The 12,324-nt window shown below is 55.5% G+C and carries 11 protein-coding genes; 6 read left to right on the forward strand and 5 right to left on the reverse strand.

From position 1 onward, the window contains the following. Positions 1 to 20 precede the first annotated feature (20 nt). Positions 21 to 1,622, reverse strand: a complete 1,602-nt coding sequence (gene groL / locus V8247_RS03130; RefSeq protein WP_338738676.1) for a chaperonin GroEL — start codon at positions 1,620 to 1,622, stop codon at positions 21 to 23. Positions 1,623 to 1,661: 39 nt separating this feature from the next. Then, positions 1,662 to 1,955 (reverse strand): co-chaperone GroES, encoded by a 294-nt coding sequence (groES, locus tag V8247_RS03135; RefSeq protein WP_338738678.1) that lies wholly within the window; start codon positions 1,953 to 1,955, stop codon positions 1,662 to 1,664. 306 nt (positions 1,956 to 2,261) lie between these two features. On the opposite strand from groES, the gene tsaD reads away from it, so the two are divergent. Then, entirely contained in the window at positions 2,262 to 3,257 is a 996-nt protein-coding gene (tsaD, locus tag V8247_RS03140) for a tRNA (adenosine(37)-N6)-threonylcarbamoyltransferase complex transferase subunit TsaD (protein WP_338739300.1), read from the forward strand. A gap of 177 nt (positions 3,258 to 3,434) precedes the next feature. Here the strand turns inward: tsaD and V8247_RS03145 are convergent, their stop codons facing one another. Together V8247_RS03145 and V8247_RS03150 are read right to left on the reverse strand one after the other, a co-directional pair. After that, positions 3,435 to 4,328 (reverse strand): ATP-binding cassette domain-containing protein, encoded by an 894-nt coding sequence (locus V8247_RS03145; protein ID WP_338738680.1) that lies wholly within the window; start codon positions 4,326 to 4,328, stop codon positions 3,435 to 3,437. Positions 4,329 to 4,332: 4 nt separating this feature from the next. Next, a complete protein-coding gene (locus V8247_RS03150; RefSeq protein WP_338738682.1) occupies positions 4,333 to 5,403 on the reverse strand; it encodes an ABC transporter permease subunit in 1,071 nt (356 codons plus the stop codon). Positions 5,404 to 5,509: 106 nt separating this feature from the next. On the opposite strand from V8247_RS03150, the gene V8247_RS03155 reads away from it, so the two are divergent. The 4 genes from V8247_RS03155 to V8247_RS03170 all read left to right on the forward strand — a co-directional run bounded on the left by V8247_RS03155 (position 5,510) and on the right by V8247_RS03170 (position 10,641). After that, a complete protein-coding gene (locus tag V8247_RS03155) occupies positions 5,510 to 6,187 on the forward strand; it encodes a response regulator transcription factor (RefSeq protein WP_338738684.1) in 678 nt (225 codons plus the stop codon). Beyond that, complete coding sequence (locus V8247_RS03160; RefSeq protein ID WP_338738686.1) at positions 6,168 to 7,604, forward strand: HAMP domain-containing sensor histidine kinase; 1,437 nt, start codon at positions 6,168 to 6,170, stop codon at positions 7,602 to 7,604. Before V8247_RS03155 ends, V8247_RS03160 begins: the two co-directional genes overlap by 20 nt. A gap of 79 nt (positions 7,605 to 7,683) precedes the next feature. Further along, positions 7,684 to 8,736 (forward strand): hypothetical protein, encoded by a 1,053-nt coding sequence (locus tag V8247_RS03165; protein ID WP_338738688.1) that lies wholly within the window; start codon positions 7,684 to 7,686, stop codon positions 8,734 to 8,736. Positions 8,737 to 9,375: 639 nt separating this feature from the next. Further along, on the forward strand, positions 9,376 to 10,641 hold the full coding sequence (locus V8247_RS03170; protein ID WP_338738690.1) for a pitrilysin family protein: 1,266 nt from the start codon (positions 9,376 to 9,378) through the stop codon (positions 10,639 to 10,641). A gap of 36 nt (positions 10,642 to 10,677) precedes the next feature. Here V8247_RS03170 and V8247_RS03175 read toward each other — a convergent pair whose 3' ends face one another. Further along, entirely contained in the window at positions 10,678 to 11,082 is a 405-nt protein-coding gene (locus tag V8247_RS03175) for a gamma-glutamylcyclotransferase family protein (RefSeq protein ID WP_338738692.1), read from the reverse strand. A gap of 148 nt (positions 11,083 to 11,230) precedes the next feature. Here V8247_RS03175 and V8247_RS03180 point away from each other — a divergent pair, with 148 nt between their 5' ends. Continuing rightward, positions 11,231 to 12,217, forward strand: coding sequence for a hypothetical protein (locus tag V8247_RS03180; RefSeq protein WP_338738694.1), 987 nt, complete (start codon positions 11,231 to 11,233; stop codon positions 12,215 to 12,217). Positions 12,218 to 12,324: the final 107 nt, after the last annotated feature.

Raw genomic sequence — 12,324 nt, forward strand, 5'->3', positions numbered from 1 at the left:
GAAACTAAGTCAATTGCCTTCTAGTATTCAGGCATGGGGGCCGGCGGAGCCTTCTCCGGGATGTCGGCCACCAGGGAATTGGTGATGATGATCATGTTGGCGACTGAGGTAGCGTTCTGCAAAGCGGAACGAACCACCATGGTCGGGTCAATGATACCCATCTCAATCATGTTGCCGAACTGGTCAATCTCGGCATTGTAGCCGACGCCGACCGGTGAGGTGCGGACCTTGTCAATGATGACGGAACCGTCGCGGCCGGCATTGTTGGCAATCCAGCGTACCGGAGTCGGCAGTGCGCGTCTGACGATCTGCACGCCGGTCTCTTCGTCGCCTTCCAGCTTCAGCTTGTCCAGGGCGGGCAGGGCATTGATCAGGCCGACGCCGCCGCCGGGCAGGATGCCTTCTTCCAGAGCAGCGCGGGTGGCAGCCAGGGCATCTTCAACGCGGGCTTTGCGCTCTTTCATTTCGGTTTCGGTCGCGGCGCCCACGGCGATAACGGCAACGCCGCCGGCCAGAGCCGCCTGGCGCTCCTGCAGCTTCTCGCGGTCAAAAGCGCTTTCAACCTCATCAATCTGAGCCTTGATCTGCTTGATGCGATCCTTGATGGCCTCGGGAGTACCGGCGCCGTCAATGATGACCGTCTTGTCTTTGTTGGTAACCACGCGATGAGCGCGGCCCAGGTCTTCTTCGGTAACGGAATCCAGCTTGCGGCCGGCTTCCTTGGAGATAACACGGCCGCCGGTCAGGACGGCAATGTCTTCCAGCATCTGCTTCTGGCGATCGCCAAAGCCGGGGGCTTTGACAGCCAGGACGTTCATGGTGCCGCGCAGCTTGTTTACCACCAGGGTGGCCAGGGCTTCGCCTTCAACGTTCTCAGCAATGATGAGTACGGTCTTGGTCCACTGCATGACCTTTTCCAGGGCGGGCAGCAACTCAGCCATGTTCTCAATCTTGCGGTCGGTAATCAGAATGGCCGGCTCTTCCAGAACGGATTCCATGCGGCCGGAATCGGTTACGAAGTAGGCGCTGATGTAGCCGCGGTCAAACTGGAGACCTTCAACATAATCAGTTTCGTACTTAACGCCCTTGGACTCTTCAATGGTGATAACGCCGTCTTTACCGACTTTCTCCATGACGTCAGCGATCAGCTCACCGATTTCCTTGTCCTTGGCAGTGATGGTGGCTACCTGGACGATCTGCTCACGGCCCCGAATCGGAGTGGACATCTTCTTCAGTTCCTGGGCGATAACATCGGTAGCCTTTTCAATGCCGCGCTTGAGCGCAATCGGCTCGGCGCCGGCGGTGATGTTCTTGAAGGCCTCGTTAATGATGGCCTGGGCCAGCATGATGGAGGTGGTGGTGCCGTCACCGGCAGCGTCATTGGTTTTGACGGCGGCTTCCTTGACGATCTGACAACCCATGTTCTCAAAGGGATCGGGCAGGTCAATATCGCGGGCAATGGTCACACCGTCATCAATAACGGTGGGAGCGCCCCATGATTTGGCCAGAGCAACCGGATGGCCCTTAGGACCCAGGGTTACCTTCACGGTATCAGCCAGCGTATCAATACCGGCTTTGAGGGCTTTTCTAACTTGTTCACCAAAAATAATCTGTTTTGCCATTTTGCCTCCTTAATTTATTCTTTCTATTTTTTTTATGACTTAGTCGGTCCGTTTGGCCAGGATCTGGTTCTCCGGCATGATGACCATGTCATTGCCTTCTACTTTGATCTCAGTGCCGCCGAACTTGGGATAGATGACAAAGTCGCCGACTTTGACGTCCATGGACTCGCGGACATTGTCCTTACCCAGACGGCCGGGGCCGACGGCGATAACTTCGCCTTCCTGAGCTTTTTCCTGTGCGGTATCGGGGATGATGATACCGGAGCGGGATTCTTCTTTCTTGCCAGGTTTGACGATGACAAAGTTCTGCAGGGGTTGTACGTTTACTGCCATGAATACCTCCTTTTTTATTCTGCTGTTTTCAATTTTTTAGCAGTCCCCAGCAGAGACTGCTAACATTGCTAATGATAACCCAGACCGTGGTCTTTGTGCAAATGGGACTTTGACCGTGAACAAGTGTGTATCAACACTGAACATGAATAAACCGCCTATTTTTTATCTTGTTTGGCTGATTATCTTTATTTTTCGGTGATTTTCTGCCATTTTAGCAAACACCACCCCCGGCTGCCAAAAACACCCACCCCTTTGACACCCCCGCCGGCGGTGAAGCCCGGCCGCCGGGTCTGTTATAATAAAATCATGCTGGTATTGGGTATTGAAAGTTCCTGTGATGAAACCGCCGCCGCCGTAGTCCGCGACGGCGTTGAAATTCTGGCCAATGAAATAGCCTCCCAGGTAGACATCCACGCCCGTTATGGCGGGGTGGTGCCAGAGGTGGCCTCGCGCCAGCACCTGCTGTCTGCCGTGCCGGTACTGGAAAAATGCCTGACCACCGCCGCCGTCACCATCAATGACATAGATGCGGTGGCCGTGACCTCAGGACCGGGGCTGGCCGGTTCGCTGCTGGTGGGGGTGAACTTCGCCAAGGCCGTCGCCATGGCCGCCCAAAAGCCATTGATTGGCGTTAATCACCTGGAAGGCCACATCTACGCCAACTGGCTGACCGGGGATCTGCCGCAGTTTCCAGTCATGGCCCTGATTGTCTCCGGCGGCCATACCGACCTCGTATATATGAAAGACCACGGCGAATATGAGATTATAGGCCGCACCCGGGACGACGCCGCCGGCGAGGCCTTTGACAAGGCGGCGCGGCTGCTGAACCTGGGCTATCCCGGCGGGCCGGCTGTGGATAAAGCCGCCCGGCTGGGCAAACCGACCCTGAAGCTGCCTCGCGCCGTAATCCGCAACAGTCATGACTTCAGCTTTTCCGGTCTGAAAACCGCCTTGTACCGTCTTGTCCAGACTGGACAGACAGACACCCCGGAAAATGCCGCCGCCAGTTTTCAGGAAGCGGTAGTGAAGGTGCTGGTGACCAAAACCATAGCTGCCGCTATGGAATACGGCGTCAACCAGATACTGCTGTCCGGCGGCGTGGCCGCCAATTCCCGCCTGCGGGAGCGCATGGCGGCTGATTCGCCCATCCCGGTGCTTATCCCGCCGTTGAAACTGTGCACCGATAACGCCGCCGTCATCGCCTCCTGCGGCTACTTCCATCTTCAGCGCGGCGAACGCTCCGGCCTTGACCTGGACGTTTACCCCACCATGGCCTTCACCCCGTCATCTTCCTCCGGGTAGGGATCAGTCTCGGACCGACCCGCCGCTAGCTGTCTTTGCGAGGCCGCCTCTGGCGGCTGTGGCAATCGTGCAGGTATTCAAACCCTACCTAACCATCTGTAAGCTGATAGCTGACGGCTGTTTGCTGAAAGCTCCCCTTTGCAATTTGTCGGCGGGTCGGTTGTCCACTGACCCGCTTCAACTTTCCGTCGCCTGAAGAAATACACTCTCCAGCGTTGACTTGGCACGCGTCATCCCTCTGGGATATATACCCTCCGCCGCCAGACAAACTCCAATAGCTTCCGCCTGGCCTTCATGCGCTGTCACGATGACTAGATCCCCCTCGATACGGGAATCGAAACCGGCGTCAAAAAGTATCGCCACCGTTTTCACGGGATTGGCGACTGATAACTCCATTTCACTGCGGCCGTGGAGGAACAGCAGTTCTTCCATCGCACCCTGCCTGACCACCTTCCCTTTCTTGAGGATAGCCAGGTGACTGCATACCTGCTCTACCTCCGCCAACAGATGGCTGGCCAGAAACACGGTTTTGCCTTGCTCAGCCAATCTGATTATCAACCCGCGGATATCGGCAATACCTTCCGGATCCATTCCGTTGGTCGGTTCATCAAAGATATAGAATTCCGGGTCGCCCAACATGGCCAGGGCAATCGCCAGCCGCTGTTTCATACCCATGGAATATGTGTGGAATTTGGTTTTAGCCCGGTCGGCCAGCGATACCGTTTCCAGTACCTCCGCCAGCCGTTTTCTACCCACAGGCTGATGCAGCCCGCCGAAGATAAGCAGGTTGTCCAGACCTGACAGATCGGGGTAAAAGCCCCCGGTGTCCATCACCGTGCCCACCCGCATCAGTGCTTCCGGAGAAAGCTCCTGGCCGAACATATATACCTTGCCGGCGGTCGGGCGGATCAGACTCAGCATCATGGCGATGGTGGTTGTTTTGCCACTGCCGTTAGGCCCCAGGAAGCCGAATACCTGGCCGCGGCTGATTTCCATATTGAGACTGTCAACCGCGGCAATGTCACCGAAGCGTTTGGTCAGGTTTTCGGTTTTGACGATACAATCACTCATCACGTTACTCTTTCAATTCTTTCCGCTGGAAGATACCATAAACAAGGGCGGTGAACAGACTGATATAGGCCAGTACCAGGGCAACGGCCGGACCAACCCCCCGAAAACACTCCACAGTTTGGGCGGAACCACCCACGATAACGACATTTTGCCCGGATGCGCCGCCGATGAATTCCTGCCCCGGCCACATATAATGCATGATACTTCCAAAGTTATATCCCATGGTTGCCGGGGAGATGGTGGCGAAAAGTCCCTGACCACAGGGGGTGACTGAAAAGAAACTGGTGGAAACAAGGCCGATGACAATGCCGACCATCACCGCCGAACCGGGGGAGGCCAGGAATATACCTAAAAATCCCCCTAAAGCCATGTATGCCACAGCAATAAGACCAAAGACCCAAAATACGTTCCAGACGATGCCCAATGACAGTGTCGCCGGGTGAATCGCTCCGAACCCATCATAAAACAGCCGTATCGTAATAAGCAGGGTGACTGTGGTAATGACTGTGAAAACAACCGCCAATGCCGCAGAAACAAGTATCTTGGCCGTCATTATGCGGTGCCTTCTGACACCCCGGCTGACCATCACACGGTAAGACCCGCTGTTGAACTCACCGGCGACAAGGTTGACTGCCATCACCAGGCTCAACACAGCCAGTATCCCGGCGCCCTGGCGGGCCCCTTGGGACAGAAGGCTGGTCATTTCGTACCGCCCTCCTTCGGCTGTCAGAGCGTCTATCTTCGCCTGATAATGTTCCCGGATAAACCGTTTATAGACTTCGGCGTTTTCCGGTATCAGCTTACCCTGGGAATCAACCAGGGGATAATCCTCAGGGTCATAACTCTCCGGCCACTCACTGAGAATAACCGGGGACCCACGGTCTACTGCCGCAATATCAAATTCGGTCAGGCGCTCAAAACTGTCGGCCATGACTTTGTACTCGTTGCCCGGAACCGTCGCAAACAGAGCAACGAATACAATCATAACCAACAGAATGATGATAACCGTTTTGTTTCTGGTCAGCTTGAAATATTCGGTGGCGATCATGCGCCCTTTTGGATTTTCATTGTTCAAATTCCATTGACCCCGGCTATTTTTCCGGCCATTGTACCACCCCGACATTAACCTAACCTTAACGGGTTTTACTTTTTTTCAGCCGTCAACTACCATCTAAGCTGTCATGCGCTTATTACTAATTGAGGACGATAAGAGCCTGGGCTGGACAATCAAGTCCAGTCTGGACAAACAGCACGGCTATGTTATGGACTGGGTAACCAATGGCCTTGAAGGCGTTGAGATGGCCGAGGCTTACGAATATGACCTCATCCTGCTGGACATCATGCTGCCGGGGCAGGATGGCTTTGCCGCCTGCCGGTCTATCCGTAACACCGGCAATAAAACCCCCATCCTGATGCTGACCGCCCGCTCCCGGGAGGATGACCGGGTGCGCGGGCTGGACCTGGGCGCAGATGACTATCTGGTGAAGCCGTTCAGCTACCCGGAACTTTTCGCCCGCATCCGGGCGCTCATCCGCCGTGCTGGTAATCAATATGATTCGGTTATCACCGCCGGCCTTCTGGTCATGGATACCGCCGCCCGGAAGGTGGTATACGATGGGAAACAGATTGAACTGACCGCCAGGGAATATGCCGTACTGGAATACCTGTCCCTCAACAAGGGCAATGTGGTAACCCGGGAAATGCTGGAACACCAGCTCTGGGACTGTGAATCCGGTGCTTTCTCCAACGTCATTGAAGTCATGATCTGCCACATCCGCCGGAAATTATGCCCCTCCGGTGAGAGGGAAACGGTGGTAAAAACGGTCAAAGGACTGGGCTATGTTATCCGCGATTCGTAAGCGATTCAGCAGTCTCACCTGGCGCTTTCTGGGAGTGTATCTGCTGTCGCTGGTGGTCATACTGGCAACCTTCGTCTGGCTCATCACCGCCATCAACACCCAGCAGGCATACAACGCCATCAACAGGACTCTGGAAGTTGGGCCGGGCTACCTTGACGGCTTCAGCGCAGATAATACCCTGGCACCGCCGAATTCCTATTATACGGGGGAGAGGGTAATTACCGAATTCGTTCCTTTTGGTGACCGATCCGCCAACGGTGTTTCAGTAGACGGAGTCCTGTTTAAATACTTAATGACAGCCCCGGACGTAATGGCAACCACCACCACAAATTCTGATCAAATCTCTCTATACCGCTCCGACTTCCCCAGAACCTTTGAACTTGGTTTTACCAACATGAACGCCTACCGTATCTTTTACTACTACCCGGTACCCGGTTTTGACAACGTGGTACTGGTGGCCTCAGTGGACGGCCAGACGGTCCAGACGCTGGAAGCCGCTGACCGCACCCTCACCCAGGCTGTTTATCTCCTACCGGTTCTTTTGATTCTGGCCGCTGTCTTCGGACAGTTCGTCGCCCGGAAAGCGGTCGCCCCGGTGCTGACCATCGCCCGGGCCACGGAATCCATGAGTGAAAAGAACCTGTCCGAAAGGGTCTGGCGCGTTTCGTCATCGGACGAAATTGGCCGCCTGGCGCATTCCTTCAACCGCATGGCTGACCGGCTGGAACAGGCCTTCACCGCCCAAAAACTCTTCATATCCGATGCCGCCCACGAACTCCGGACACCGCTGGCTTCCATGAAAACCGCCGTCACCTACGCCCTCAGCCGTCCAGACATCGCACCGGAACACCAGCAGCTGCTTATCGGGTTGTCAACACGAGTAGAAACGATGGAACACCTGGTCAATGAGTTGCTCCTCCAGGCCAGAGTAGATGAGAACCGGACTTTAGCCGCGGGTATTCCGGTAAGTGTCGCCGTCATCGTTACCGAAGCCGCCGATATCTTCCAGCCGCTGTTTGAAGAAAACGGCATCACATTTACCCTGGACACCCCGGACAAGGCCTCGACAGTCAGGGGCGACGGCAAGCAACTGTTCCGGCTGATTTCCAACCTGCTGGACAACGCCGCCAAAAACACCCCCGCCGGCAGAGAGGTGACATTGGAACTGACGGCGGAAGAAGGGGAAGCCGTCATCAGGGTGCGGGATACCGGTCGCGGTATCGCCCCGGAACATCTGAACCGAATATTTGACCGTTTCTATAAGGTTTCGGCCGAGCGTTCACCGGAATCCGGCTTCGGCCTGGGCCTATCCATCTGCCGCGGCATCGCCGCCCGTCATGGCGGCAGCATTGCAGTGGAGAGCGAACCAGGCAGGGGCACCGTCTTCACCGTCCGCTTGCCGCTGGCCAAAGGATAACTCGCGTCTTTTGTTTCCCTTTTAATTCTCCAGTTCCGTTAATGTTAGGTTAATGTTGCCGTGGTAGAATGCTTTGCAAATGAATAAATTGCTTAAATGGCCGCTCATCTTCCTCGGTTCCCTGGCCGTGATATTTGTTGTCGCCAACGTGGTAAGCGTCATTGAATCCCGCTTCTGGGTCAAAGCCAAAGACTGCAACGCCACGGCATTTGAAATCGCCGGTCCAGCCTCGCCGGTGTGGCAGAACTCAAGGGGCTGGGCGTTCGACGGCGATCATCTCTGGATCATGGCCGCTAACGCCAGCCAGGTCATCAAGGTAAACCCCGCCACCGGGGCTACCGCGGGCGTCGTTATGCTGCCATCGAAACCCGTTGACCTCTCTTTCGACGGTACGCACATCTGGGTCTCCAGCGAGCGTTACTACTATGTTATAGATATCATAAGCAGTGTTTTTGTCGAGCTACCGGCGGCCGATGAAAAGGGCCGGCAGCTGAAGTCCGCTGTTGGGAATCTTATTTTCGATGGCCAGTATTTTTGGAGCGGCACCTTCGGCGTTTCCCGCATCTGCCGTGATACTGGTGAATTCCTCGCATGGAATATATCAGGGGGAGCGGGAACGGTCGGGATTTATGATGGACAGTTCTTGTGGGGAATTTCTCAGTCAGGGCTACTCCAAGTCGACCCTTCGGCCGGGTCCGTGGTTGCGGAGCACGCGCTGGATATCGGCGGTCCGTTGTACTATGACGGCGACGCTATCTGGGGTATCGTCGTTGAAGGAGGTGTCCCGAATGAATACGGCGGCATCCATTACACCGACGACAACTTCACCACCTTTCTGGTCAAGACTAATATTTCCCAACCCGCCTTTCCGTATATCTCGGCTAAATATGAATTGGGTGCCGTACGGATAAAAGACATTACGTTCGCCGGAGGTCTGACCTGGCTAATCTCTGACACTGGCAAAGTGATAACCTTCGACCCGCTGTCCAGGCAAATAACCGAATCCCGACAGGTGTTCAACCGCATGATGGGTGATTTCTCTCTGGTCACTGATGGAATTATAGTGTTCGCCCTCGATTATTCCAGCGGTACCTTAGTCAGCCTGGCGGATTGGCCGGCTTTCGTGCGGTAGTTAAATTAGGGTATTGTGCCTGGTCGGAGCTGGACCTATAATGTATTGTAACAGGAGTAAGACATGCAATCACCGCTACTTAGTTTTTTGTTGCTTACCGCGCTGGTAGCGGCGATCGTCTGGGTCATTTCCTGTACACCGCCGACGCCGTCCGCCGAGGAATGAGTAGCGGCCAGCTATATCTCCTGCGAGTCATGTGCTTCTTTACCTTCCCTTTCGGCCTGTTCGCCTGGATGCTGCTCCGGCCTTCTTTGAGGAGCAATGTTTAAAATGAACCGCCAGTTACTTAGCCGTGTCGTCAGAGCAGCCACCATCGCCGGGCTGACGGCCATCGCGGTTCCGTTGGTGGATTCTTTCATCTCCGGCCCCATTATGGGGTTAAGGTGAAATCTCATTTGCGGCCCGCTCGTGGGGTGGGGCTTGTTCTTTCTGGGCTTCACGCTCCTGGTCTCTTCCTGGTTCCTTGACCGAAAATTAAGAAGAAGCGCCCCTCCGTCAGGCTGAACCCGCAGCTTCCCGGCCTGGTGCCGGTCAGGTGAACGCATTTTCATTTTCCGTATATATTGGCTCTGCCTATATTCAATCCGACTTTGCCCGCGCCCCAAAAACCGGTACAATTAGCGCCAAGAGGAGTCATTAATGTACCGTAAAACCACCCTGCCCAACGGCCTGCGCATCCTGACCCAGGAAATGCCGTCCACCCTGTCCGCAACTATCTGCCTGTTTATCGGCACCGGTTCACGTTATGAACCGGAAAACCTCAGCGGCGTGTCTCATTTTATTGAGCACATGCTCTTCCGCGGCACCGAGAAGCGGCGCACCGCACATGACATTTCCGAGGCTATTGAAGGCGTCGGCGGCATCATGAACGGCGGCACCGATAAAGAAACCACCATTTACTGGGCCAAAGTCGCCAGCAGCCATTTCATGTCCACACTGGACACCCTGGCCGACATGCTCCTCAATTCACGCTTTGACCCGGAAGACCTGGAGAAGGAGCGCCAGGTCATCATTGAAGAAATCCACATGACTGAAGACCAGCCGGACCAGAAGGTCTGCCAGTTGATAGATACTATCCTTTGGCCGGACCACCCGCTGGGCCGCGACATCGCCGGCACCGAATCCACCGTGCGGGACATGAGCCGGGCTGATATCCTGCATTTCATGGCCGGACACTACCGGCCGGACAACACCGTGGTTTCCATCGCCGGCGGCATGAGCCACCAGCAGATGATTGAAGCCGTTGACGCCCAGTTCGGCAGCTGGCAATCCGCCAAACCGGCGGCTGATTTTGAGCCCTTCAACAACAGCGGCTTTGAGCGACTGGTGGTTGAACACCGGGACATTGAGCAGGACCACTTCCAACTGGCGGTACCGGCATTGTCCACCGTTGACCCGCGCCGCTACACCCAGAGCCTGCTGAATGTGATTCTGGGTGAGGGCATGAGTTCCCGGCTATTTTCCGAGATTCGCGATAAACTGGGCCTGGCCTATGCCATTCAAAGCTATGCTGATTTCCTGCTGGATACCGGCGCTTTAACCGTAGCCGCCAGCGTGGATACCGACAATCTGGAACTGGCTATCGGGGCCGTCATCAAGGAACTGGAAAAATTAAAAACCACCATCACCCAGCATGAACTGGACAAAGCCCGGGAATTGTCCAAGGGTCGGATGGCCCTGCGGCTGGAAGACTCGCGGCATGTAGCCACCTGGCTGGGCGGGCAGGAAGTACTGGCCGGGGAGATATTTACTCCGGAGGAGATCATCGCCCGGCTGGATAAGGTTACGCTGGAAGACCTCGCTGAACTGGCTGAGGAGATTATCCAAACCGATAAATTCCACCTGGCGGTGGTCGGTCCGGTGGCGGATCAAAAGCCGCTGCGGCAGCTTATCGGCGGTGTTTAGCCGCCAGTTGTCTAGCCTTGTCTAAGGCTCCGTCGGCTAAACCAGACCCCAGTCCCGGTAGCCCTGCTGTAAAATGGCCAGGTATTCCGGTGCCGGTTTATCTTCCGCCGCCTGGTGCTTGGGCACATAGGTAAAGCAGTTCAAAGATTCGCCGCTCTCGGTATTGACCACCACATTGATCTTGGTATTCTGGGTTGGAAAGCTCTCAGCAATATCCAGGCGTTTGGTCGCCGTATCTGGAACATCATAGACACCGCCGTTGACGTGCGCCCCGCGCAGCGGCCGCAGAGAGGCGGTAGCGCCCCGGTACACCCGTGACCAGCCGGTAAAAACCAGCTGGTACTGGGCCAGCGTCGCCGAGACTTTAGGCTTACAGCCGGGACACTGGGCGGCCATGTGTTTGCGGCTGAGAGCCGCGCCATAGGCAAAGAATAAAGGCATGGCGCTATTATAGCATAATGCAGCCTGACTGCCGGCAACAGGGTTTGTCAATGGGTTGTCAAGCCCTTGTCGGCAACCGGCGGCGTTTGACTTTTAGCTTTATGAGCATTATATTGGCGCTGGACGCTGAGATGGAGAAAACCGCCGCATGCGGGCAACCGATGAACCAATCATAATTGAAAGCCTGGGCCGGTTGAATGAATACGGCGCGGATGACCTGTTCATCTGCTGTGCTTCGTTTGAAGAACGCTCAATCTCTGCGGTGGAACGCCTCTCCGGTAACTTCCGGGTCCGTTTTTCCATCATCTTCGTCATTGAAGAGCCGGTCTATCAGCAGCAGATAGACACTAACTTATTCAAGATTCAGGGCATGCTGTCCCGTAAGACTTCGGAGGGCGTCTTCGTCATCCGCTGCCAGCGCGACGACCCGCCAGAAGGCATCTCCCAGCTTAAAGCCGTTTGGAAACGCTGCCGCCCCAAGGACGATGACGAGCCGCACATTACCCTGGACATCAGCGGATTCTCCAAAATTTACCTGCTGGGGCTGATGCACTATCTGGTCGCCGAACTCAACCTGGGCCTGCCGCGCATCCTGCATACCACCCAGACCTATGCCCCGTCGCGCCTGACTCAGGGCGTCCACCAGATTACCACCGTGGCCAATTTCTTTGGTTCCATGTCGCTGGAAAAAGAAACGGTGCTGGTGCTGTTCCTGGGTTTTGAGGCTGAGCGTTCGCAGTCAGTCTGGAAGCAGTTCAATCCGTCACGCACCATCTGCCTGATTACCGTGCCGCGGGACGGCAATGAGGAATACGTGCGCTACGCCGAAAAGAATAATGAACTGCTGCTGGCTCAGCCGAACGTTGAAGTCCGGCACGTCGCCGCGGATTCCCCCTATGAAATCCGTAATACCCTGGAAGCCATCCACGATGAATTCAAGACCACCGCCAATATGATTATCGGCCCCTTCGGCACCAAACCGCAGACAGTGGGGATTTTTGTCTTCTGGCTGGAGCACCCGCGTATCCAGATCGTCTATTCCTTCCCGTCGCAGTACACCAAAAGCTATCTCAACCGCAAGCCGGGCAAGACCCTGATGCTGCCTTTGGCTAACGTGACCCGGGGCGCAGTCTAGTACTTTTGGGCTATATGGACTCCCAGCTTTGAATTTTTCCGCCCAAAGCTCTTGACAATCGCGTCAGCTTGGGCTATCGTATATTCAAATTTACGAAGGAGGTTACT

Source organism: Dehalogenimonas sp. W (assembly GCF_037094495.1).
Lineage (GTDB): Bacteria > Chloroflexota > Dehalococcoidia > Dehalococcoidales > Dehalococcoidaceae > Dehalogenimonas > Dehalogenimonas loeffleri.

Bases quoted from the DNA above. Each gene is read 5' to 3' on its own strand.
- groL (WP_338738676.1), bottom strand. From the start codon at position 1,622: ATGGCAAAACAGATTATTTTTGGTGAACAAGTTAGAAAAGCCCTCAAA.
- groES (WP_338738678.1), bottom strand. From the start codon at position 1,955: ATGGCAGTAAACGTACAACCCCTGCAGAACTTTGTCATCGTCAAACCT.
- tsaD (WP_338739300.1), top strand. From the start codon at position 2,262: ATGCTGGTATTGGGTATTGAAAGTTCCTGTGATGAAACCGCCGCCGCC.
- V8247_RS03145 (WP_338738680.1), bottom strand. From the start codon at position 4,328: ATGAGTGATTGTATCGTCAAAACCGAAAACCTGACCAAACGCTTCGGT.
- V8247_RS03155 (WP_338738684.1), top strand. From the start codon at position 5,510: ATGCGCTTATTACTAATTGAGGACGATAAGAGCCTGGGCTGGACAATC.
- V8247_RS03160 (WP_338738686.1), top strand. From the start codon at position 6,168: ATGTTATCCGCGATTCGTAAGCGATTCAGCAGTCTCACCTGGCGCTTT.
- V8247_RS03165 (WP_338738688.1), top strand. From the start codon at position 7,684: ATGAATAAATTGCTTAAATGGCCGCTCATCTTCCTCGGTTCCCTGGCC.
- V8247_RS03170 (WP_338738690.1), top strand. From the start codon at position 9,376: ATGTACCGTAAAACCACCCTGCCCAACGGCCTGCGCATCCTGACCCAG.
- V8247_RS03175 (WP_338738692.1), bottom strand. From the start codon at position 11,082: ATGCCTTTATTCTTTGCCTATGGCGCGGCTCTCAGCCGCAAACACATG.
- V8247_RS03180 (WP_338738694.1), top strand. From the start codon at position 11,231: ATGCGGGCAACCGATGAACCAATCATAATTGAAAGCCTGGGCCGGTTG.